Consider the following 22727-nt stretch of genomic DNA (forward strand, 5'->3'; position numbering starts at 1 on the left):
CAGATAGTGATCCTTCTTAAGCTTTTGATCTTACTTCGCGGATCCGACTTATCCACAAAGAGAGTCGATCCTAATAAGAGATCACAATAGAACAGATCTCTATATAAAGATCTTCTTTTTAATACTCAGGATCCCGGAGTCTTTCTCGAAAGACGAAAGTTGAGTAGAATCCACGGCCCGGGCTTCAATCCATTTTCATACCGCTTTATGCGAGGCAGACCACCATGTTTTATCAGGATCCTTTTGACGTCATTATCATTGGCGGGGGTCATGCAGGCACTGAGGCCGCAATGGCCGCAGCGCGTATGGGTCAACAAACCCTGCTTTTGACACACAATATCGACACGCTGGGGCAAATGAGTTGCAACCCGGCGATTGGTGGCATTGGGAAAGGACACCTGGTAAAAGAAGTGGATGCGCTCGGCGGTTTGATGGCCAAAGCGATCGATCAGGCTGGCATTCAGTTTAGGATACTAAACGCCAGCAAAGGACCGGCAGTGCGCGCCACCCGCGCCCAGGCTGATCGCGTGCTTTATCGTCAGGCAGTACGTACCGCGCTGGAGAACCAGCCGAACCTGATGATCTTCCAGCAGGCGGTTGAAGATCTGATTGTCGAAAACGATCGCGTCGTGGGCGCCGTCACCCAGATGGGCCTCAAATTCCGCGCTAAAGCGGTGGTGCTGACCGTCGGGACCTTCCTTGACGGCAAAATCCATATTGGTCTGGACAACTACAGCGGCGGCCGCGCCGGCGATCCGCCGTCTATCCCGCTGTCTCGTCGTCTGCGTGAATTGCCTCTGCGCGTAAGTCGTCTGAAAACCGGTACTCCGCCGCGTATTGACTCGCGCACCATCGATTTCAGCGTGCTGGCGCAGCAGCATGGCGATAACCCGATGCCGGTCTTCTCGTTCATGGGATCCGCGGATCAGCATCCGCGCCAGGTACCGTGCTATATCACCCACACTAACGAGAAAACCCACGATGTGATCCGCAATAACCTCGATCGCAGTCCTATGTACGCCGGAGTGATCGAAGGGATCGGACCTCGCTATTGCCCGTCGATCGAAGACAAAGTCATGCGCTTTGCCGATCGCAACCAGCATCAGATCTTCCTCGAGCCGGAAGGACTGACCTCAAACGAAATTTATCCGAACGGTATATCCACCAGCCTACCGTTTGATGTGCAAATGCAAATCGTCCGCTCGATGCAGGGGATGGAGAATGCGCGGATCGTCCGTCTAGGCTACGCTATTGAGTACGATTTCTTCGACCCGCGCGATCTGAAGCCAACGCTTGAGAGCAAATTTATTCAGGGTCTGTTCTTCGCCGGCCAAATCAACGGTACCACCGGTTATGAAGAGGCGGCGGCTCAGGGGCTGCTGGCCGGACTTAACGCCGCCCGCTTCTCTGCGGAAAAAGAGGGCTGGGCGCCGCGTCGCGATCAGGCTTACCTCGGCGTGCTGGTAGATGACCTCTGCACCCTGGGTACCAAAGAACCGTACCGCATGTTTACTTCCCGCGCTGAATATCGTCTGATGCTGCGCGAAGACAACGCCGATTTGCGTCTGACCGAACAGGGGCGCGAGCTGGGTCTGGTGGATGACGAACGCTGGGCGCGCTACAACGAGAAGCTGGAAAGCATCGAACGTGAACGCCAGCGTCTGAAATCCACCTGGGTGAATCCGCAGGCAGAGAGCGCCAACGAAGTGAACGCTCACCTGACCGCGCCGTTGTCGCGTGAAGCCAGCGGCGAAGATCTGCTGCGTCGTCCGGAAATGACCTACGAACAGCTGGTTCAACTCTCGCCATTCACCCCGGGACTGGAAGATCGTCAGGCGGCTGAACAGGTAGAGATCCAGGTGAAGTATGAGGGCTATATCGCGCGCCAGCAGGATGAGATTGAGAAACAACAGCGCAATGAGAATACCTTGCTGCCAGCGACCCTCGACTACCGCCAGGTCACAGGGCTGTCTAACGAGGTGATTGCCAAACTGAACGACCATAAACCGTCGTCGATAGGGCAGGCGTCACGTATCTCCGGGATCACCCCGGCGGCGATCTCTATTTTGCTGGTTTGGCTGAAAAAGCAGGGGATGCTGCGCCGCAGCGCCTGATTGCGGCTGCCTGCCGCGCTGATTTCCCAGTTGCATAATCAGCGTTCGCCTTTATCATTCATAGCCCGGTAAGCGTTAGCGCCTCCGGGCTCATTATTTTTTGAAGGTACTTACCGTGCTCAACAAACTTTCTCGTCTGCTGGATGAAGCGGGTATTTCGCTCACCGATCACCAGAAAAATCAGCTGGTGGCTTACGTCGGACTGCTCGATAAGTGGAACAAAGCCTATAACCTGACCTCCGTTCGCGATCCGAATGAGATGCTGGTGCGTCATATTCTCGACAGCATCATCGTGGCGCCTTATCTGCAGGGCTCGCGCTTTATCGATGTTGGTACGGGCCCGGGGTTGCCGGGGATCCCGTTGGCCATCGTATGTCCGGAGTCACATTTCACCCTGCTGGACAGCCTTGGCAAGCGCGTGCGCTTCCTGCGTCAGGTGCAGCACGAGCTGAAGCTGGATAACGTCACCCCGGTGCAGAGCCGCGTGGAAGCCTTCCCGGCCGAGCCGCCGTTTGATGGCGTGATAAGCCGCGCTTTCGCATCGCTTAATGATATGGTGAGCTGGTGCCATCATCTGCCGGCAGCGAATGGTCACTTCTATGCGCTCAAAGGGTTAGCGCAAAAAGAAGAAATGGAAAGTCTGCCGGAAGGGTATGACATTGTCGAGGTGATTGAGCTGCATGTTCCTCGGTTGGAAGGGGAGCGGCACCTGGTGGTGATTAAGCCAAAATCGAGTTAATTTTTATCAAAAAATGTGGAAAAAATGTGGCCCGCGCATGTTACAAAAATAAAGGACGTCCCCCGATATTAACGGGCTGCATTTAACCTTGTTTTTACTAAGGCTTTTCTTGCAGTTAACTTAGCGTAAGTGATTCACTGACAAAATAGTCAACTTTGAAAATATCAGGGTGCTAAAAATCGACAATGATGAACAGCATAGTGATGTTAAATTTTTATTATAAATGTCAATAAAAGGTTTTTATTGTATGTGAGGTTGTTTTAGATAATGTCCTCACTTTTTATCTTGAATATCAAAAGCATGAAAAATAGTGTTTTATGTCCTTGATTCATTAAAGGGCGCTTGAAATGTTTATTATGTGATCTGATGCACGCTTTAATTGCCGTGTTTCCTCGTTATTTGCAGTTTTGTATGACCGCTCACAGAACGCTGAAATGCACTGAAAGTTGTCCGTTGGAAAATAATTAAACATTTATTCACTATTTTGCTACTTATTGTTTGAAATCACGGGGCGTCACCGTATAATTTGTCCGCTTTTTGATGCTTGACTCTTCGTCTTAAAGGACGTTTTATACGACACGCGACATACCTCAAAGGGAGCAGGAGTAAAAACGTGATGTCAGTGTCGCTCTTGAGTCGAAACGTTGCTCGCAAGCTTCTGTTTATTCAGTTACTGGCAGTAATGGCAAGTGGACTGCTGTTCAGCCTCAAAGACCCCTTCTGGGGCATTTCCGCTGTATGCGGCGGTTTGGCAGTGGTCTTGCCAAATCTGATGTTTATAATTTTTGCCTGGCGTCATCAGGCGCATACACCAGCAAAAGGCCGTGTGGCCTGGACCTTCGCCTTCGGTGAAGCCTTCAAGGTGTTGCTGACCTTCGCCCTTCTGGCGGTGGCGCTGGCCGTTTTAAAAGTGGTATTTTTGCCACTGATCGTGACGTGGGTTTTGGTGCTGGTGGTACAAGTTCTGGCGCCAGCTGTAATTAACAACAAAGGGTAAAGGCATCATGGCTTCAGAAAATATGACGCCGCAGGATTACATAGGACACCATCTGAACAACCTTCAGTTGGACCTGCGTACATTCTCGCTGGTGGATCCGCACAACCACACAGCCACCTTCTGGACGCTCAACATTGACTCCATGTTCTTCTCGGTGGTTCTCGGTCTGCTGTTCCTTGCCATGTTCCGTAGCGTTGCTAAGAAAGCGACCAGCGGCGTACCAGGGAAATTCCAAACCTTCATCGAAATGATCATCGGCTTCGTCCATGGCAGCGTCAAAGACATGTACCATGGCAAGAGCAAGGTTATCGCGCCGCTGGCGCTGACCGTGTTCGTCTGGGTCTTCCTGATGAACCTGATGGACCTGCTGCCAATCGACCTGCTTCCTTATATCGGCGAACACATTTTCGGCCTGCCAGCACTGCGCGTGGTTCCGTCTGCCGACGTGAACATCACCCTGTCGATGGCGCTTGGCGTGTTCATCCTGATTATTTTCTACAGCATCAAAATGAAAGGCGTTGGTGGGTTCGTTAAAGAACTGACCATGCAGCCGTTCAATCACTGGGCGTTCATTCCTGTCAACTTAATCCTTGAAGGGGTAAGCCTGCTGTCCAAACCGGTCTCTCTCGGTCTGCGACTGTTCGGCAACATGTATGCCGGTGAGCTGATTTTCATTCTGATTGCTGGTCTGTTGCCGTGGTGGTCACAGTGGGTTCTGAATGTGCCTTGGGCCATTTTCCACATCCTGATTATTACGCTGCAAGCCTTCATCTTCATGGTTCTGACGATTGTCTATCTGTCGATGGCATCTGAAGAGCATTGATTTTTTACCAACACTACTACGTTTTAACTGAAACAAACTGGAGACTGTCATGGAAAACCTGAATATGGATCTGCTGTACATGGCTGCCGCTGTGATGATGGGTCTGGCGGCAATCGGTGCTGCGATCGGTATCGGCATCCTCGGAGGTAAATTCCTGGAAGGCGCAGCGCGTCAGCCGGATCTGATCCCTCTGCTGCGTACTCAGTTCTTTATCGTTATGGGTCTGGTGGATGCTATCCCGATGATCGCTGTAGGTCTGGGTCTGTACGTGATGTTCGCCGTCGCGTAGTAAGTTGTTAGAAACCTAAGCCACAGAGTTAATTAAAGAGGTATTGTGCTGTGAACATGAACGCAACAATCCTCGGCCAGGCCATCGCGTTTGTTATCTTCGTATGGTTCTGCATGAAATACGTATGGCCGCCTTTAATGGCTGCCATCGAAAAACGCCAGAAAGAGATTTCTGACGGTTTAGCTTCTGCAGAACGCGCTAAGAAAGATTTGGACCTTGCACAGGCCAACGCGACCGACCAGCTGAAAAAAGCGAAAGCGGAAGCCCAGGTAATCATTGAGCAGGCGAACAAGCGCCGCTCTCAGATTCTGGACGAAGCTAAAGCTGAAGCAGAACAGGAACGCACCAAAATCGTTGCACAAGCGCAGGCTGAAATTGATGCTGAGCGTAAACGTGCACGCGAGGAGCTGCGTAAGCAGGTCGCTATCCTGGCTGTTGCTGGCGCCGAGAAGATCATCGAACGTTCCGTGGATGAAGCTGCTAACAGCGACATCGTGGATAAACTTGTCGCTGAACTGTAAGGAGGGAGGGGCTGATGTCTGAATTTGTAACGGTAGCTCGCCCCTACGCCAAAGCAGCTTTTGACTTTGCCGTCGAACACAACAGTGTTGAACGCTGGCAGGATATGCTGGCGTTTGCCGCCGAAGTGACCAAAAACGACCAAATGGCAGAGCTTCTCTCCGGTGCTTTGGCGCCGGAAACGCTCTCAGAAGCGTTTATCGCTATCTGCGGCGAGCAACTCGACGAAAATGGCCAGAACCTGATTAAGGTGATGGCGGAAAATAATCGTCTGAAGGTGCTCCCGGACGTTCTTGAGCAATTCATTCACCTGCGCGCGGCCAGTGAGGCCATCGCAGAGGTAGAAGTAATATCTGCCAACCAACTGAGTGATGAACAGCTTGCCAGGATCGTCAGCGCGATGGAAAAACGTCTGTCACGCAAAGTTAAGCTGAATTGCAAAATCGATAAGTCTGTTATGGCAGGTATTATCATCCGTGCGGGTGATATGGTCATTGATGGCAGCGTACGCGGCCGTCTTGAGCGCCTTGCAGACGTCTTGCAGTCTTAAGGGGACTGGAGCATGCAACTGAATTCCACCGAAATCAGCGAACTGATCAAGCAGCGCATTGCTCAGTTCAATGTTGTGAGCGAAGCTCATAACGAAGGTACTATTGTTTCTGTAAGTGACGGTGTTATCCGCATCCACGGCCTTGCCGAATGTATGCAGGGCGAGATGATCTCCCTGCCGGGTAACCGTTACGCTATCGCACTGAACCTGGAGCGCGACTCCGTAGGTGCGGTGGTAATGGGTCCGTACGCTGACCTCGCCGAAGGCATGAAGGTGAAATGTACTGGCCGTATCCTGGAAGTTCCGGTAGGCCGTGGCCTGCTGGGCCGCGTGGTTAACACCCTGGGCGCGCCAATTGATGGTAAAGGTCCGCTGGAAAACGACGGTTTCTCCGCCGTTGAAGCGATCGCGCCGGGCGTAATCGAACGTCAGTCCGTCGATCAGCCGGTACAGACCGGTTACAAATCCGTTGACGCCATGATCCCAATCGGTCGTGGTCAGCGTGAACTGATCATCGGCGACCGTCAGACCGGTAAAACTGCGCTGGCTATCGATGCCATCATCAACCAGCGTGATTCCGGCATCAAGTGCGTCTATGTCGCTATCGGTCAGAAAGCGTCCACCATCTCTAACGTGGTGCGTAAACTGGAAGAGCACGGCGCGCTGGCTAACACCATCGTAGTGGTAGCGACTGCATCTGAATCTGCTGCACTGCAATACCTGGCGCCATACGCTGGTTGCGCAATGGGCGAATACTTCCGCGACCGCGGTGAAGATGCGCTGATCGTTTACGATGATCTGTCTAAACAGGCTGTTGCTTATCGCCAGATCTCCCTGCTGCTCCGTCGTCCGCCTGGACGTGAAGCGTTCCCGGGCGACGTATTCTACCTCCACTCTCGTCTGCTGGAGCGTGCTGCGCGTGTTAACGCCGAATACGTTGAAGCCTTCACCAAAGGTGAAGTGAAAGGGAAAACCGGTTCTCTGACCGCGCTGCCGATTATCGAAACGCAGGCGGGTGACGTTTCCGCATTCGTTCCGACCAACGTAATCTCTATTACCGATGGTCAGATCTTCCTGGAAACCAACCTGTTTAACGCCGGTATTCGTCCTGCGGTTAACCCGGGTATCTCCGTATCCCGTGTTGGTGGTGCAGCGCAGACCAAGATCATGAAGAAACTGTCCGGTGGTATCCGTACCGCGCTGGCGCAGTATCGTGAACTGGCGGCGTTCTCCCAGTTTGCATCCGACCTTGACGATGCAACCCGCAAACAGCTGGACCACGGTCAGAAAGTGACCGAGCTGCTGAAACAGAAACAGTATGCGCCGATGTCCGTCGCGCAGCAGTCTCTGGTTCTGTTCGCAGCAGAACGTGGTTACCTGGCTGATGTAGAACTGGCGAAAATCGGTAGCTTCGAAGCCGCTCTGCTGGCTTACGTCGACCGTGATCACGCTCCGCTGATGCAAGAGATTAACCAGTCCGGTGGCTATAACGACGAAATCGAAGGCAAGCTGAAAGGCATCCTCGATTCCTTCAAAGCAACCCAGTCCTGGTAACGTCTGGCGGTCTGTCTTAGGGCAGGCCGCAAGGCATTGAGGAGAAGCTCATGGCCGGCGCAAAAGAGATACGTAGTAAGATCGCAAGCGTCCAGAACACGCAAAAGATCACTAAAGCGATGGAGATGGTCGCCGCTTCCAAAATGCGTAAATCGCAGGAGCGCATGGCGGCCAGCCGTCCTTACGCAGATACTATGCGCAAAGTGATTGGTCACCTTGCGAACGGTAATCTGGAATATAAGCACCCTTACCTGGAAGAACGCGACGTTAAGCGCGTGGGCTACCTGGTGGTGTCGACCGACCGTGGTCTGTGCGGCGGCTTGAACATTAACCTGTTCAAGAAACTGCTGGCGGAAATGAAAGCATGGTCCGATAAAGGCGTTCAGTGCGACCTCGCAATGATCGGCTCTAAGGGCGTTTCTTTCTTTAACTCCGTGGGCGGCAACGTGGTTGCACAGGTGACCGGTATGGGGGATAACCCATCCCTGTCCGAACTGATCGGCCCGGTAAAAGTGATGTTGCAGGCCTATGATGAAGGCCGTCTGGACAAGCTGTACGTTGTCAGCAACAAATTTATTAACACCATGTCTCAGGTTCCGACGATCACTCAGCTGCTGCCGTTACCGGCATCAGAAGATGCTGATCTGAAACGTAAATCCTGGGATTACCTGTATGAGCCCGATCCGAAAGCGCTGCTGGATACCCTCCTGCGCCGCTACGTCGAATCTCAGGTTTATCAGGGCGTGGTTGAAAACCTGGCCAGCGAGCAGGCCGCCCGTATGGTGGCGATGAAAGCCGCGACCGATAATGGCGGCAGCCTGATTAAAGAGCTGCAGTTGGTATACAACAAAGCTCGTCAGGCCAGCATTACTCAGGAACTCACCGAGATCGTCTCGGGGGCCGCCGCGGTTTAACCAGGTTATTTCGTAGAGGATTTAAGATGGCTACTGGAAAGATTGTCCAGGTAATCGGCGCCGTGGTCGACGTCGAGTTCCCTCAGGATGCCGTACCACGCGTGTACGAAGCCCTTGAGGTACAGAATGGTAATGAAGTTCTGGTGCTGGAAGTTCAGCAGCAGCTGGGCGGCGGTATCGTACGTACCATCGCCATGGGTTCTTCTGATGGTCTGCGCCGCGGTCTGGATGTAAAAGACCTCGAGCACCCGATCGAAGTCCCGGTAGGTAAAGCAACGCTGGGTCGTATCATGAACGTACTGGGTCAACCGGTTGACATGAAAGGCGACATCGGCGAAGAAGAGCGTTGGGCTATCCACCGCGCGGCACCGTCCTATGAAGAGCTGTCCAGCTCTCAGGAACTGCTGGAAACCGGCATCAAAGTTATCGACCTGATGTGTCCGTTCGCGAAGGGCGGTAAAGTTGGTCTGTTCGGCGGTGCGGGTGTAGGTAAAACTGTAAACATGATGGAGCTGATCCGTAACATCGCGATCGAGCACTCCGGTTACTCTGTGTTTGCGGGCGTAGGTGAGCGTACTCGTGAGGGTAACGACTTCTACCACGAAATGACCGACTCCAACGTTATCGATAAAGTATCCCTGGTGTACGGCCAGATGAACGAGCCGCCGGGAAACCGTCTGCGTGTTGCGCTGACCGGCCTGACCATGGCTGAGAAATTCCGTGACGAAGGTCGTGACGTACTGCTGTTCGTCGATAACATCTATCGTTACACCCTGGCCGGTACTGAAGTATCCGCGCTGCTGGGTCGTATGCCTTCAGCGGTAGGTTATCAGCCGACCCTGGCGGAAGAGATGGGCGTTCTGCAGGAACGTATCACCTCCACCAAAACCGGTTCTATCACCTCCGTACAGGCGGTATACGTACCGGCGGATGACTTAACTGACCCATCCCCAGCCACTACCTTTGCTCACTTAGATGCAACCGTAGTACTGAGCCGTCAGATCGCATCCCTGGGTATCTACCCGGCCGTTGACCCGCTGGATTCCACCAGCCGTCAGCTGGATCCGCTGGTTGTTGGTCAGGAACACTACGACACCGCGCGTGGCGTTCAGTCCATCCTGCAGCGTTATCAGGAACTGAAAGACATTATCGCCATCCTCGGTATGGACGAACTGTCTGAAGAAGACAAACTGGTGGTAGCTCGCGCGCGTAAGATCCAGCGCTTCCTGTCCCAGCCGTTCTTCGTGGCAGAAGTCTTTACCGGTTCTCCGGGCAAATACGTGGCGCTGAAAGACACCATCCGTGGCTTTAAAGGCATCATGGAAGGCGAATACGATCACCTGCCAGAGCAGGCGTTCTACATGGTCGGTTCCATCGACGAAGCCGTGGAAAAAGCCAAAAAACTTTAACGCCTTAATCGGAGGGTGATATGGCAATGACTTACCACCTGGACGTCGTCAGCGCAGAGCAACAAATGTTCTCTGGTCTGGTCGAAAAAATCCAGGTAACGGGTAGCGAAGGTGAACTGGGTATTTACCCGGGCCACGCGCCGCTGCTCACCGCCATTAAGCCTGGTATGATTCGCATCGTTAAACAGCACGGTCATGAAGAGTTTATCTATCTGTCCGGCGGCATTCTTGAAGTGCAGCCTGGCAGCGTGACCGTCCTGGCGGATACCGCAATTCGCGGTCAGGACCTCGACGAAGCGCGAGCGCTGGAAGCGAAACGCAAAGCGGAAGAGCACATTAAGAGCTCTCACGGCGATGTGGATTACGCTCAGGCGTCTGCGGAACTGGCCAAAGCGATCGCTAAACTGCGCGTTATCGAATTGACCAAAAAAGCGATGTAACACCGGCTTGAACGTAAAAAGCCAGTCTGGGTTCCAGGCTGGCTTTTTTTATTGCCCGCTGCTGACGAGCGGATGAAGTGAAAACAGTATTCACCCTTAATTGTTATTGATTAGTTAAATGAGGAGGCGTAAACTCTTTTTATGTGATGTATATCACAAAAAAGAGCGTTATAAACTGCACCTGCGTCAGGAAATCATCATGAAACTGTTCCATAAAATCATCGCTAAATTTAGCGCCCTGAGCTTCTAAGCTCCGCGCTATCTCGCCCGCTGACACGACGTATCGCCCATCAAAACGACAACACTGGCGATGTGAAACCGGGAAAAGAAGGTCACCTGATAGGTGGCCTTTCGTTTTTTATGGATAGCATCAATCACTTTACCGTCCTCCCCCGCCAGCGACTGGCAAATATTTATCCTGGTTCTTCCCGCTGTGGGTGCTGATAAACGCCTGCCGCTGCGGCTTTATTCAGGTGGCGAAAAAACAGCAAAAGCAGTGAGATAGTTAATGATTTTCCACCCCGCCCTCCTTTTTCAGCGTTAAACTGATTTGCAGTGGTTAAAAATAGCGTCATAAAATGGGGTAAAACAGTGAGCCTGGACGTTTTCTCCACGTCTCGTTTTATGATGAAAAATATGTAGAAATTTCAACGTGAAAGGCTTTTACTTTTCGTTCTAACTACCGTCAGGATGAGTATGTCAAATAGTGCGATGAGCGTGGTTATCCTTGCTGCAGGCAAAGGGACCCGCATGTATTCCGATCTTCCTAAGGTGCTGCATACCCTGGCCGGGAAGCCAATGGTGCAGCATGTCATTGATGCCGCTAACGATTTAGGCGCATGTGCGGTACACCTGGTATACGGCCACGGCGGCGATCTGCTGCGTCAGACTCTGCATGAAGACAACCTGAACTGGGTGCTGCAGGCCGAGCAGCTCGGAACCGGGCACGCTATGCAGCAGGCGGCGCCATTCTTCAATGATGATGAAGACATCCTGATGCTCTATGGCGACGTGCCGCTGATCTCCGTTGAGACGCTACAGCGCCTGCGCGCCGCGAAACCACAGGGTGGGATTGGTCTGTTAACGGTGAAGCTGGATGACCCAACCGGCTATGGCCGCATTACCCGTGAAAATGGCCAGGTGACGGGCATCGTTGAGCACAAAGATGCCAGCGAGGCCCAGCGCCAGATCCAGGAAATCAACACCGGGATCCTGATCGCCGGCGGAGCGGATCTAAAGCGCTGGCTGGCGAAACTCACCAATAACAACGCTCAGGGCGAATACTACATCACCGATATCATCGCCATGGCGCACCAGGAAGGACACCAGATCGTCGCAGTGCATCCGCAGCGCCTGAGCGAAGTCGAAGGCGTCAACAACCGCCTGCAGCTTGCGCGCCTGGAGCGCGTCTACCAGGCGGAGCAGGCGGAAAAGCTGCTGCTGGCGGGCGTGATGCTGCGCGATCCGGCGCGTTTCGATCTGCGCGGTACGCTGCAGCACGGGCGCGATGTAGAGATCGATACTAACGTTATTCTGGAAGGCAACGTGGTGCTGGGCGATCGAGTGAAAATCGGCGCCGGCTGCGTGATCAAAAACAGCACCATCGGCGATGACTGCGAAATTAGCCCCTACAGCGTGGTGGAAGATGCCCAGCTGCAGGCGGCCTGCACCATCGGTCCATTTGCCCGTCTGCGCCCGGGCGCCGAACTGCTGGCAGGCGCCCACGTTGGTAACTTCGTGGAAATGAAAAAAGCGCGTCTCGGGAAAGGCTCCAAGGCGGGTCATCTGACCTATCTGGGCGATGCGGAGATTGGCGATAACGTCAATATCGGCGCGGGCACCATCACCTGCAACTACGATGGTGCGAACAAGCATAAAACGATTATTGGCGATGATGTCTTTGTCGGCTCGGATACCCAGCTGGTGGCCCCGGTCACGGTAGGCAACGGTGTCACTATCGCCGCCGGCACCACCGTCACACGCAATATCGCCGATAATGAACTGGTGTTGAGCCGCGTACCGCAGGTCCACAAACAGGGCTGGCAGCGTCCGGTGAAGAAGAAATAATTTGGATTATCGCCGGGGAAATTTTCCCGGCGAACCAGGATGAGAGGGTCAACATAGATCCCCGTCCGCAGGCAGTACTATAACAATAACCCCACTCTCTACAAGGCTCGGGGCGCCCGGAAAACGGGCAAATACAGGTCAGCGACAACGCATGGCATATCGCCATTATCAGGAAATTTAACTATGTGTGGAATTGTTGGCGCAGTCGCGCAGCGTGATATTGCTGAAATCCTTCTCGAAGGTTTACGTCGTCTGGAATACCGTGGCTATGACTCTGCCGGTCTGGCAGTGGTCGACAGCGAAGGTCATATGACCCGCGTGCGTCGCCTGGGTAAAGTTCAGATGCTGGCTCAGGCGGTAGAAGAGCAACCGTTACACGGTGGTACCGGGATCGCCCATACTCGTTGGGCGACGCACGGCGAACCGTCTGAGAGCAATGCGCATCCGCATGTTTCTGAACACATTGTGGTGGTCCATAACGGGATCATCGAAAACCATGAGCCGCTGCGCGCCCTGCTGCAGTCTCGCGGCTATGTCTTCGTCACTGAGACCGATACCGAAGTTATTGCCCATCTGGTGCACTGGGAGCTGGAGCAAGGCGGTACCTTGCGTGAAGCCGTCCTGCGCGCTATCCCGCAGCTGCGCGGCGCTTACGGTACGGTGATCATGGATACCCGTGACCCGGGAACTCTGCTGGCGGCCCGCTCCGGTAGCCCGCTGGTAATTGGCCTGGGGATGGGTGAAAACTTTATCGCCTCCGACCAGCTGGCATTGCTGCCAGTGACCCGCCGCTTTATCTTCCTCGAAGAGGGCGATATTGCCGAAGTCACTCGCCGTTCGGTGGTGATTTTCGATAAATCCGGCGCGGAAGTGAAACGCCAGGAGATCGAATCCAATCTGCAGTATGACGCTGGCGATAAAGGTATCTACCGCCACTATATGCAGAAAGAGATTTTCGAGCAGCCGAACGCGATTAAGAACACCCTGACCGGGCGCATCAGCCATGGCGAAGTGGATCTCAGCGAGCTGGGGCCGAACGCCAATGAAATGCTGGCTCAGGTTGAACATATTCAGATTGTTGCCTGCGGGACTTCCTATAACTCCGGGATGGTTTCCCGCTACTGGTTCGAAGCGTTAGCCGGCGTCCCGTGCGATGTGGAAATCGCCTCCGAATTCCGCTATCGCAAGTCCGCGGTGCGTCGCAATAGCCTGATGATCACCCTCTCCCAGTCCGGTGAAACCGCCGATACCCTGGCGGCGCTGCGTCTGTCGAAAGAGCTGGGCTATCTCGGCTCGCTGGCCATCTGCAACGTGCCGGGCTCGTCGCTGGTGCGCGAGTCCGATCTGGCGCTGATGACCAAAGCCGGAACGGAAATCGGCGTGGCCTCGACCAAAGCCTTTACCACTCAGCTAACCGTGCTGTTGATGCTGGTGGCGAAACTGGCGCGACTGAAAGGTCAGGATGCGTCCATCGAGCATGATATCGTGCACGGCCTTCAGGCTCTGCCGAACCGTATCGAGCAGATGCTCTCCCAGGACAAGCGTATTGAGCAGCTGGCAGAGCGCTTCTCTGATAAGCACCATGCGCTGTTCCTTGGCCGTGGCGATCAGTATCCGATCGCTATGGAAGGGGCGCTGAAGCTGAAAGAGATCTCCTACATTCACGCGGAAGCCTATGCGGCGGGCGAGCTTAAGCACGGCCCACTGGCGCTGATTGATGCGGAAATGCCGGTGATCGTGGTGGCGCCGAACAACGAACTGCTGGAAAAACTGAAATCCAACATCGAAGAGGTTCGTGCCCGCGGCGGTGAACTATACGTCTTCGCCGACGGTGAAGCCGGCTTCAACAGTAGCGATAACATGCACATCATTGAGATGCCGCATGTGGAAGAGACCATCGCCCCTATCTTCTATACGGTTCCGCTGCAGCTGTTGGCTTATCACGTCGCGCTGATCAAAGGCACTGACGTTGACCAGCCGCGTAACCTGGCGAAATCGGTAACGGTTGAGTAAAGCATCCTATCTTGCAAAGGGCTGCCGACGGCGGCCCTTTTTATTTGCACCTGCTGTTTTCCATCGATTACGTGCGCAATATTTTGGCTGGCGGTAGATGACAAACGATCGTTTTACGGTCCGATTTCGCCGTCATAAAAAGAAAATTATTTTGTCATTGCACGGTCATGATTAAAGATAACCATCTGAGTTATAAGCGTATTATTTGGCGTAAAATCCACTCTCCCGGCCTGTCATAAAACTGTCATAATTCGTACATTTTACTGTCACCTCTTTGACCTATTTTGCTCACCATAGCCTCGAAACAATGATTTACGAATCCCAGCAGGAGACATTATGAACGTTATGCGTACCACCGTCGCAACAGTTGTCGCCGCGACCTTATCGATGAGCGCTTTCTCTGCCTTCGCAGCAGCAAGCCTGACTGGCGCAGGCGCAACTTTCCCTGCGCCGGTGTATGCCAAATGGGCTGATACCTATCAGAAAGAAACCGGCAATAAAGTGAACTACCAGGGTATTGGTTCCTCTGGTGGCGTTAAGCAGATTATTGCCAACACCGTTGATTTCGGTGCTTCTGATGCTCCGCTGGCTGATGACAAACTGACCCAGGAAGGTCTGTTCCAGTTCCCCACTGTGATTGGCGGCGTGGTACTGGCGGTTAACCTGCCTGGCGTGAAATCCGGCGAGCTGGTGCTGGATGGCAAAACCCTCGGTGATATCTACCTGGGTAAAATTAAAAAATGGGATGACGAAGCGATCGCTAAGCTCAACCCGGGCCTGAAGCTGCCGTCGCAGAACATCGCCGTGGTCCGCCGCGCCGATGGTTCAGGTACCTCATTCGTTTTCACCAGCTACCTGTCCAAAGTGAATGAAGAGTGGAAATCGAAAATCGGCGCCGGCTCTACCGTAAACTGGCCAACCGGTCTGGGCGGTAAAGGCAACGATGGTATCGCCGCCTTTGTTCAGCGTCTGCCGGGCTCGATTGGTTACGTCGAATACGCTTACGCTAAGCAAAACAACCTGGCCTACACCAAACTGGTCTCTGCCGACGGCAAGCCGGTTAGCCCGACTGAAGACAACTTCGCTAACGCCGCAAAAGGCGTTGACTGGAGCAAGTCTTTCGCTCAGGACCTGACCAACCAGAAAGGCGAAAATGCATGGCCGATCACCTCAACCACCTTCATCCTGGTGCATAAGGCGACCAACAAGCCGGAACAGACCGCTGAAGTGCTGAAGTTCTTCGACTGGGCGTATAAAAACGGCGGGAAAGAAGCGAATGCGCTGGATTACGCGACGCTGCCGGAAAGCGTGGTAGAGCAGGTTCGCGCGGCATGGAAAACCAACGTCAAAGACAGCAGCGGTAAAGCGCTGTACTAACAGTAGATTTTTGACGAAGATGGCGGGGGCGTTCAGGCGCTGCCCGCCCTACGGTTCAGACTGTAGGCCCGGGAGCCAACGCCACCGGGCATTTATTCGAACAAGTTTTAATACGTAAAGAGTAATCTATGGCTGCAACCAAGCCTGCATTTACCCCTCCGGGGAAAAAGGGTGACATGATTTTCAGTGCGCTGGTAAAACTGGCTGCGCTGATTGTGCTATTGATGCTGGGCGGCATCATCGTTTCCCTGATCATCTCTTCCTGGCCGAGCATTCAAAAGTTTGGCTTTGCCTTTTTGTGGACCAAAGAGTGGGATGCGCCTAACGAGATCTTCGGCGCGCTGGTCCCGATTTACGGAACCCTGGTCACATCTTTTATCGCGCTGCTGATCGCCGTTCCGGTGAGCTTCGGCATCGCGCTGTTTCTGACAGAATTGTCCCCCGCCTGGCTCAAGCGTCCGCTGGGCATTGCGATTGAGCTGCTGGCGGCAATCCCGAGCATCGTGTACGGCATGTGGGGCCTGTTTATTTTCGCCCCGCTGTTTGCGACTTACTTCCAGGAGCCGGTCGGCAACGTTCTGTCGACCATCCCGTTCGTCGGCGCGCTGTTTGCCGGCCCGGCGTTTGGTATCGGTATTCTCGCCGCTGGCGTCATTCTGGCCATCATGATCATCCCTTACATCGCCGCGGTCATGCGCGATGTTTTCGAACAGACCCCGGTGATGATGAAAGAGTCGGCCTATGGCATCGGCTGCACCACCTGGGAGGTGATCTGGCGCATCGTTTTACCGTTCACTAAAAACGGGGTGATCGGCGGGGTGATGCTCGGTCTGGGCCGCGCGCTGGGTGAAACCATGGCGGTCACCTTTATCATCGGCAACACCTACCAGCTCGACAGCATCTCGTTGTATATGCCGGGGAACAGTATTACCTCCGCGCTGGCTAATGAGTTCGCCGAAGCGGAAACCGGCCTGCACGTGGCGGCGCTGATGGAGCTGGGCCTGATCCTGTTCGTTATCACCTTTATCGTTCTGGCCGCGTCGAAGTTTATGATTATGCGCCTCGCGAAGAATGAGGGGGCACGCTAATGGCGACCATTGAATTGCAAACTACCGCCGAACTGGCGGAGTTCCGTCGCAAGATGCAGGCCAAACGCCGCATGAAGAACCGTATCGCTCTGGCGCTGTCGATGGCGACCATGGCGTTTGGTTTGTTCTGGCTTATCTGGATCCTGATGGCGACGATAACCCGCGGTTTCGACGGCATGAGTCTGGCGCTGTTCACCGAAATGACGCCGCCGCCGAATACGGCGGGCGGTGGACTGGCTAACGCCCTCGCCGGCAGCGGCCTGCTGATCCTGTGGGCAACCGTATTTGGTACGCCGCTGGGTATCCTCGCCGGAATTTATCTGGCGGAGTATGGCCGCAAGTCGGTGCTGGCGGAAATCATCCGCTTTATCAACGACATTCTGCTTTCCGCGCCGTCTATCGTGGTGGGTCTGTTCGTCTACACCATTGTGGTGGCGCAGATGCAGCACTTCTCGGGCTGGGCGGGCGTTATCGCGCTGGCGCTGCTGCAGGTGCCTATCGTTATTCGTACCACCGAAAACATGCTGAAGCTGGTGCCGGATAGCCTGCGTGAAGCGGCCTATGCGCTGGGGACGCCGAAGTGGAAGATGATCTCGGCGATCACCCTGAAAGCCTCCGTCTCAGGGATTATGACCGGGATCCTGCTGGCTATCGCCCGTATCGCCGGGGAAACGGCGCCGCTGCTGTTCACCGCGCTGTCCAACCAGTTCTGGAGCACCGACATGATGCAGCCGATTGCCAACCTGCCGGTGACCATTTTCAAATTTGCCATGAGTCCGTTTGCGGAGTGGCAGCAACTGGCATGGGCCGGGGTATTGATTATCACCCTGTGCGTCTTGCTGCTGAACATCCTGGCGCGCGTTATCTTCGCCAAGAAGAAACACGGTTAATTTTTTGCAGCGCAGCAACTGCTGCGCTGAATGAGGAAGAGATTGAGATGAGTATGGTGAATACAGCTCCGGGTAAGATTTCAGTTCGTAACCTGAACTTCTACTACGGCAAATTCCATGCCCTGAAGAACATCAACCTGGATATCACCAAAAACCAGGTGACGGCGTTTATCGGTCCGTCAGGCTGTGGTAAATCCACCCTGCTGCGCACGTTCAACAAGATGTTTGAACTGTATCCGGAGCAGCGCGCGGAAGGTGAGATCCTGCTGGATGGCGACAACATTCTGACTAACACCCAGGATATCGCCCTGCTGCGCGCTAAGGTTGGCATGGTGTTCCAGAAACCAACGCCGTTCCCGATGTCCATATACGACAATATCGCCTTCGGCGTGCGCCTGTTTGAAAAGCTGTCCCGTGCCGATATGGACGAGCGCGTGCAGTGGGCGCTGACCAAAGCCGCATTATGGAACGAAACCAAAGATAAACTGCACCAGAGCGGGTATTCTCTCTCCGGTGGTCAGCAGCAGCGTCTGTGCATTGCCCGAGGTATCGCGATCCGCCCGGAAGTGCTGCTGCTTGATGAGCCGTGCTCCGCGCTGGACCCGATCTCCACCGGGCGTATCGAAGAGCTGATCACCGAGCTGAAACAGGACTACACCGTCGTTATCGTGACTCACAACATGCAGCAGGCTGCGCGTTGCTCCGACCATACGGCATTTATGTATCTTGGCGAGCTGATTGAGTTCAGCAACACGGATGACCTGTTCACTAAGCCCGCGAAGAAACAAACTGAAGATTATATTACTGGCCGCTACGGTTGATTTGCCCTTGTGCTTTCAGGCTCTCACCAGTTGGGCAATCAGGAGACACCATGGACAACCTAAATCTTAACAAACATATTTCCGGCCAGTTCAACGCTGAACTGGAGTATATCCGCACCCAGGTGATGACCATGGGTGGGCTGGTGGAACAGCAGCTCTCTGATGCCATCACCGCCATGCATAACCAGGACAGCGATCTGGCGAAACGCGTCATCGACGGCGACAAGCAGGTCAACATGATGGAAGTGGCTATCGATGAAGCGTGCGTACGCATCATCGCCAAGCGCCAGCCGACCGCCAGCGACCTGCGCCTGGTGATGGCGATCATCAAGACTATCGCTGAGCTGGAACGCATTGGCGACGTGGCGGATAAAATCTGCCGCACCGCGCTGGAGAAGTTTTCCCAGCAGCACCAGCCGCTGCTGGTGAGCCTCGAATCGCTGGGCCGCCACACGGTGCAGATGCTGCATGACGTACTGGATGCGTTTGCGCGTATGGATCTCGACGAAGCGGTACGTATCTATCGCGAAGATAAGAAAGTCGACCAGGAGTATGAAGGCATCGTGCGTCAGCTGATGACCTACATGATGGAAGACTCGCGCACTATCCCCAGCGTCCTGACCGCGCTGTTCTGCGCGCGCTCCATTGAGCGTATCGGCGACCGCTGCCAGAATATCTGCGAATATATTTTCTACTTCGTCAAAGGTCAGGATTTCCGTCACGTTGGCGGCGATGAGCTGGATAAACTGCTCGCTGGCAAAGATCCGAAAGAGTAATAATCATTCTGTCTAATTCTGGTAAATGGATTTATCAGAATTAGATATGTTTTACCCCGCGGCAGCGAGATTGCTGAGATTATCGTCACAATTAACAATCTGCCCGTTTGAGTTAATCATTTTATCGCGTAACAATCAGCTGCCACTCACTGAGTTTTAACGCTCAGGATGGTTTAAACGGATTGTGACTGCGACAGCAGGCAAAACCTGATATTGCTCCTGGGGGCGATATCAGGTTTTTTGTTTTATGCGGGCCAATAATGGCTGAATGAGGGTTGCTACCGCGATGCGCGGGCAAAACCTGAAGAGGATTATCTGCCAAGGCAGATGGTCTTCTTCAGGTTTTTTTGTTTTTGTCTAACCGCAAAAATAACAGCCGCCGCGACGTCAAACGGTATGGATACGGCTATTAGCACCGGCACGGAATAGGGTTGTTGTCGTGTTTTATTTACGCCAATGATTATATAAGGGAATATTATGATGAGAAAAAACAGGATCGCTTCGGCGATAGTCTTGCTGGCGCCACTTTGTTATTCAACTAATCTGCTAGCGAGCCAGCTGACGGTGGAACAACGGCTTGAGCTGCTGGAAAAAGCGCTCAAAGACACGCAAAAAGAGCTCAAAAAATATCAGGACCAGGAAAGAAAAAGAGACCAGATTTGGGCCTCATGGTCTCCACCTGCGGAAGGTCAGAAGCGCAAGACCGGGGGGGCGACCGCCGGGCCGAAAACGGCGGTTAAACCGGATGCGGTGCTGGTTAAAAATCAACAACCTGTCACCGATGGCGCGCCAGCCTACAGCGCGATGACGCTGAAAGACTTTAGCAAGTTCGTGAAAGATGAAATTGGCTTTAGCTATAACGGCTACTTCCGTTCCGGCTGGGGGACCGCCTCGCACGGCTCGCCAAAATCATGGGCGATCGGTTCGCTTGGCCGCCTGGGTAATGAATATTCCGGCTGGTTCGATCTGCAGCTGAAGCAGCGGGTGTTTCAGGAAGGCGATAAACGCGTCGACGCCATCGTGATGCTCGACGGGAACGTCGGCCAGCAGTATTCCACTGGCTGGTTTGGTGACAATGCCGGCGGCGAAAACTACATTCAATTCTCGGATATGTATGTTAACACCAAAGGGTTCCTGCCGTTTGCGTCGGAAGCCGATTTCTGGGTCGGCAAACACGGGGCGCCAAAAATTGAAATCCAGATGCTGGACTGGAAAACGCAGAGAACCGATGCGGCGGCCGGCGTAGGGCTGGAAAACTGGCAGGTGGGCGCTGGGAAATTCGATATCGCGTTGATTCGCGAAGATGTCGATGATTATGACCGTTCTTTAAGCAATAAGCAGCAAATTAACACCAACACCCTGGACGTTCGCTACAAAGAGATTCCGCTGTGGGATAAAGCCAGCCTGATGGTTAGCGGACGCTATGTCGCCGCCAACCAAAGTTCCTCTGAGAAATATAAAGAGGGCAATGAAGGTTATTATCCGTGGAAAGATACCTGGATGGCTGGTACCTCGTTAACGCAGAAATTTGCTAACGGCGGCTTTAACGAATTCTCTTTCTTACTGGCCAATAACTCTATTGCCAGCAGCTTCTCACGCTATGCCGGATCCAGCCCCTATACCACCTTTAATGGCCGCTATTATGGCGATCATACCAATGGCACCGCCGTGCGCTTAACCTCGCAGGGGGAAACCTATTTACGCGATGACGTTATTATGGCGAATGCCATCGTCTACTCTTTTGGTAACGACGTCTATAGCTACGAAACCGGAGCCCACTCCGATTTTGAATCTATCCGTACGGTTCTGCGACCGGCTTATATCTGGGATAAATATAACCAGACCGGCGTCGAGCTGGGGTACTTCAAACAGCAAAACAAAGATGTTACCGGCAAGAAATATAACGAGTCCGGCTACAAGACCACGCTGTTCCATACCTTCAAAGTCAATACCAGTATGCTGACCTCGCGCCCGGAAATTCGTTTCTATGCCACCTATATTAAAGCGAAGGATATTGACCTGGATAAGGCCGCGAATAATACCACCAGCATTTTTGAAGACGGGAAGAACGATCAGTTTGCCGTGGGGGCGCAGGCGGAAATCTGGTGGTGAGACGATAACTGAACGGACACAACGAAAGAGGAACAACGATGAAACGACATGCAATTTATTTCGCCCTGGCGTTGGCGGGCGCGGCGTTTACCCTCCAGGCGGCGCCATTACCCGCGATGCCGGACCCAAGCCTGCCGGTGAGCCACTTTATCACCCAGGTTAACGCGGATAAGAGTATCACTTACCGCTTGTTTGCCCCTGATGCCCGGCGGGTCTCGATAGTGACTGGCGCCACGCCGGACTCCTTTGTCTCGCACGACATGACCAAGGCAGCGGACGGAGTCTGGACATGGAAAAGCGAGCCGATGAAGCCCAATCTCTATGAATACTATTTCGATGTGGATGGCTTCCGCTCGGTAGATACCGGCAGCCGCTATCAGAAGCCGCAGCGCCAGGTGAACACCAGTCTGATTCTGGTGCCGGGCAGTATTCTTGACGATCGGGAGGTTGCGCATGGCGATCTGCGCACCCTCACCTATCACTCGAAGGCTCTGAACGCCGAACGTCGTCTCTATGTCTGGACGCCGCCGGGCTATAGCGGAACCGGCGATCCGCTGCCGGTGCTCTATTTCTATCATGGCTTTGGCGACAGCGGCCTGTCGGCCATCGATCAGGGGCGGATCCCGCAAATCATGGATAACCTGCTGGCGGAGGGCAAGATTAAGCCGATGCTGGTGGTGGTCCCGGATACCGAAACCGATATCCCGGAAGCGGTCGCGGAAAACTTCCCGCCGCAGGAGCGGCGCAAAACCTTCTATCCACTTAATGCGCAGGCGGCGGATAAAGAGCTCATGCAGGATATTATTCCGCTGATCGATGCCCGATTTAACGTGCGTAAAGATGCCGACGGTCGGGCGCTGGCGGGCCTCTCGCAGGGCGGTTATCAGGCGCTGGTTTCCGGAATGAATCATCTGGAGAGCTTTGGCTGGCTCGCCACCTTTAGCGGCGTTACGACTACCACGGTGCCGAATGCCGGCGTGGAAGCGCAGCTGAAGCAGCCTGACGCGATCAATAAGCAGCTGCGTAACTTTACCGTGGTCGTCGGGGAAAAAGATTCTGTGACCGGTAAAGACATTGCTGGTCTGAAAAGCGAGCTGGAAAAACAGCAGATTAAATTTGATTACCACCAGTATCCCGGCCTGAACCATGAAATGGACGTCTGGCGCCCGGCCTACGCCGAGTTTGTGCAAAAACTGTTTAAATAACCTTTAGGGGGGCCTTCAGCCCCCGTTTTG

At 53.8% G+C, this 22727-nt stretch carries 20 protein-coding genes; all 20 read left to right on the top strand.

Going from position 1 to position 22727, the window contains the following annotated elements:
• The first annotated feature begins 224 nt into the window (after window positions 1-224).
• The 20 genes from mnmG to LPQ25_RS25905 all read left to right on the top strand — a co-directional run bounded on the left by mnmG (window position 225) and on the right by LPQ25_RS25905 (window position 22697).
• The gene (gene mnmG / locus LPQ25_RS25810; protein ID WP_226340370.1) at window positions 225-2114 is read left to right on the top strand and encodes a tRNA uridine-5-carboxymethylaminomethyl(34) synthesis enzyme MnmG; all 1890 of its coding nucleotides are present in this window, start codon (window positions 225-227) and stop codon (window positions 2112-2114) included.
• A gap of 115 nt (window positions 2115-2229) precedes the next feature.
• Window positions 2230-2853 carry a 16S rRNA (guanine(527)-N(7))-methyltransferase RsmG gene (gene rsmG, locus LPQ25_RS25815; RefSeq protein WP_004151554.1) on the top strand — a complete coding sequence of 208 codons (624 nt, stop codon included), beginning with the start codon at window positions 2230-2232 and terminating at the stop codon, window positions 2851-2853.
• 616 nt (window positions 2854-3469) lie between these two features.
• Window positions 3470-3850, top strand: coding sequence for a F0F1 ATP synthase subunit I (gene atpI / locus LPQ25_RS25820; RefSeq protein ID WP_004144991.1), 381 nt, complete (start codon window positions 3470-3472; stop codon window positions 3848-3850).
• Window positions 3851-3857: 7 nt separating this feature from the next.
• The gene (atpB, locus tag LPQ25_RS25825) at window positions 3858-4673 is read left to right on the top strand and encodes a F0F1 ATP synthase subunit A (protein ID WP_004151552.1); all 816 of its coding nucleotides are present in this window, start codon (window positions 3858-3860) and stop codon (window positions 4671-4673) included.
• 49 nt (window positions 4674-4722) lie between these two features.
• Entirely contained in the window at window positions 4723-4962 is a 240-nt protein-coding gene (gene atpE / locus LPQ25_RS25830) for a F0F1 ATP synthase subunit C (RefSeq protein WP_000429386.1), read from the top strand.
• A 50-nt stretch (window positions 4963-5012) separates the two neighbouring features.
• Window positions 5013-5483, top strand: coding sequence for a F0F1 ATP synthase subunit B (gene atpF / locus LPQ25_RS25835; protein WP_004107293.1), 471 nt, complete (start codon window positions 5013-5015; stop codon window positions 5481-5483).
• 14 nt (window positions 5484-5497) lie between these two features.
• A complete protein-coding gene (atpH, locus tag LPQ25_RS25840; protein WP_004144994.1) occupies window positions 5498-6031 on the top strand; it encodes a F0F1 ATP synthase subunit delta in 534 nt (177 codons plus the stop codon).
• Window positions 6032-6043: 12 nt separating this feature from the next.
• Window positions 6044-7585 (top strand): F0F1 ATP synthase subunit alpha, encoded by a 1542-nt coding sequence (gene atpA / locus LPQ25_RS25845; RefSeq protein WP_004144995.1) that lies wholly within the window; start codon window positions 6044-6046, stop codon window positions 7583-7585.
• 50 nt (window positions 7586-7635) lie between these two features.
• Window positions 7636-8499 carry a F0F1 ATP synthase subunit gamma gene (atpG, locus tag LPQ25_RS25850; protein ID WP_004144996.1) on the top strand — a complete coding sequence of 288 codons (864 nt, stop codon included), beginning with the start codon at window positions 7636-7638 and terminating at the stop codon, window positions 8497-8499.
• A gap of 26 nt (window positions 8500-8525) precedes the next feature.
• Window positions 8526-9908: a F0F1 ATP synthase subunit beta gene (gene atpD, locus LPQ25_RS25855; protein ID WP_004144997.1), complete on the top strand. Its 1383-nt coding sequence runs from the start codon at window positions 8526-8528 to the stop codon at window positions 9906-9908.
• A gap of 20 nt (window positions 9909-9928) precedes the next feature.
• On the top strand, window positions 9929-10348 hold the full coding sequence (locus LPQ25_RS25860) for a F0F1 ATP synthase subunit epsilon (RefSeq protein ID WP_001251971.1): 420 nt from the start codon (window positions 9929-9931) through the stop codon (window positions 10346-10348).
• Window positions 10349-11044: 696 nt separating this feature from the next.
• On the top strand, window positions 11045-12415 hold the full coding sequence (gene glmU, locus LPQ25_RS25865) for a bifunctional UDP-N-acetylglucosamine diphosphorylase/glucosamine-1-phosphate N-acetyltransferase GlmU (protein ID WP_004151550.1): 1371 nt from the start codon (window positions 11045-11047) through the stop codon (window positions 12413-12415).
• 183 nt (window positions 12416-12598) lie between these two features.
• Window positions 12599-14428, top strand: a complete 1830-nt coding sequence (gene glmS / locus LPQ25_RS25870; RefSeq protein WP_014908130.1) for a glutamine--fructose-6-phosphate transaminase (isomerizing) — start codon at window positions 12599-12601, stop codon at window positions 14426-14428.
• 336 nt (window positions 14429-14764) lie between these two features.
• Window positions 14765-15805, top strand: a complete 1041-nt coding sequence (gene pstS / locus LPQ25_RS25875) for a phosphate ABC transporter substrate-binding protein PstS (protein ID WP_004150308.1) — start codon at window positions 14765-14767, stop codon at window positions 15803-15805.
• Between the two features lie 128 nt (window positions 15806-15933).
• Entirely contained in the window at window positions 15934-16893 is a 960-nt protein-coding gene (gene pstC, locus LPQ25_RS25880; protein ID WP_004145004.1) for a phosphate ABC transporter permease PstC, read from the top strand.
• Window positions 16893-17783, top strand: a complete 891-nt coding sequence (pstA, locus tag LPQ25_RS25885; protein ID WP_014908131.1) for a phosphate ABC transporter permease PstA — start codon at window positions 16893-16895, stop codon at window positions 17781-17783. Before pstC ends, pstA begins: the two co-directional genes overlap by 1 nt.
• Before the next feature lie 47 nt (window positions 17784-17830).
• Window positions 17831-18604: a phosphate ABC transporter ATP-binding protein PstB gene (pstB, locus tag LPQ25_RS25890; protein ID WP_004145006.1), complete on the top strand. Its 774-nt coding sequence runs from the start codon at window positions 17831-17833 to the stop codon at window positions 18602-18604.
• Window positions 18605-18654: 50 nt separating this feature from the next.
• Window positions 18655-19380, top strand: a complete 726-nt coding sequence (gene phoU / locus LPQ25_RS25895; RefSeq protein WP_004145007.1) for a phosphate signaling complex protein PhoU — start codon at window positions 18655-18657, stop codon at window positions 19378-19380.
• 477 nt (window positions 19381-19857) lie between these two features.
• Window positions 19858-21492, top strand: coding sequence for a carbohydrate porin (locus LPQ25_RS25900; RefSeq protein ID WP_014908132.1), 1635 nt, complete (start codon window positions 19858-19860; stop codon window positions 21490-21492).
• 38 nt (window positions 21493-21530) lie between these two features.
• Window positions 21531-22697 carry an alpha/beta hydrolase-fold protein gene (locus LPQ25_RS25905; RefSeq protein WP_004145104.1) on the top strand — a complete coding sequence of 389 codons (1167 nt, stop codon included), beginning with the start codon at window positions 21531-21533 and terminating at the stop codon, window positions 22695-22697.
• Window positions 22698-22727 lie beyond the last annotated feature (30 nt).

It is taken from the genome of Klebsiella sp. KPN54798 (genome assembly GCF_021184225.1).
GTDB lineage: Bacteria > Pseudomonadota > Gammaproteobacteria > Enterobacterales > Enterobacteriaceae > Klebsiella > Klebsiella pneumoniae.

Bases quoted from the DNA above. Each gene is read 5' to 3' on its own strand.
- LPQ25_RS25905 (WP_004145104.1), top strand. From the start codon at position 21,531: ATGAAACGACATGCAATTTATTTCGCCCTGGCGTTGGCGGGCGCGGCG.
- atpG (WP_004144996.1), top strand. From the start codon at position 7,636: ATGGCCGGCGCAAAAGAGATACGTAGTAAGATCGCAAGCGTCCAGAAC.
- mnmG (WP_226340370.1), top strand. From the start codon at position 225: ATGTTTTATCAGGATCCTTTTGACGTCATTATCATTGGCGGGGGTCAT.
- LPQ25_RS25860 (WP_001251971.1), top strand. From the start codon at position 9,929: ATGGCAATGACTTACCACCTGGACGTCGTCAGCGCAGAGCAACAAATG.
- phoU (WP_004145007.1), top strand. From the start codon at position 18,655: ATGGACAACCTAAATCTTAACAAACATATTTCCGGCCAGTTCAACGCT.
- pstC (WP_004145004.1), top strand. From the start codon at position 15,934: ATGGCTGCAACCAAGCCTGCATTTACCCCTCCGGGGAAAAAGGGTGAC.
- pstA (WP_014908131.1), top strand. From the start codon at position 16,893: ATGGCGACCATTGAATTGCAAACTACCGCCGAACTGGCGGAGTTCCGT.
- atpH (WP_004144994.1), top strand. From the start codon at position 5,498: ATGTCTGAATTTGTAACGGTAGCTCGCCCCTACGCCAAAGCAGCTTTT.
- atpE (WP_000429386.1), top strand. From the start codon at position 4,723: ATGGAAAACCTGAATATGGATCTGCTGTACATGGCTGCCGCTGTGATG.
- pstS (WP_004150308.1), top strand. From the start codon at position 14,765: ATGAACGTTATGCGTACCACCGTCGCAACAGTTGTCGCCGCGACCTTA.
- atpA (WP_004144995.1), top strand. From the start codon at position 6,044: ATGCAACTGAATTCCACCGAAATCAGCGAACTGATCAAGCAGCGCATT.
- pstB (WP_004145006.1), top strand. From the start codon at position 17,831: ATGAGTATGGTGAATACAGCTCCGGGTAAGATTTCAGTTCGTAACCTG.
- glmU (WP_004151550.1), top strand. From the start codon at position 11,045: ATGTCAAATAGTGCGATGAGCGTGGTTATCCTTGCTGCAGGCAAAGGG.
- LPQ25_RS25900 (WP_014908132.1), top strand. From the start codon at position 19,858: ATGATGAGAAAAAACAGGATCGCTTCGGCGATAGTCTTGCTGGCGCCA.
- glmS (WP_014908130.1), top strand. From the start codon at position 12,599: ATGTGTGGAATTGTTGGCGCAGTCGCGCAGCGTGATATTGCTGAAATC.
- atpB (WP_004151552.1), top strand. From the start codon at position 3,858: ATGGCTTCAGAAAATATGACGCCGCAGGATTACATAGGACACCATCTG.
- atpD (WP_004144997.1), top strand. From the start codon at position 8,526: ATGGCTACTGGAAAGATTGTCCAGGTAATCGGCGCCGTGGTCGACGTC.
- atpI (WP_004144991.1), top strand. From the start codon at position 3,470: ATGTCAGTGTCGCTCTTGAGTCGAAACGTTGCTCGCAAGCTTCTGTTT.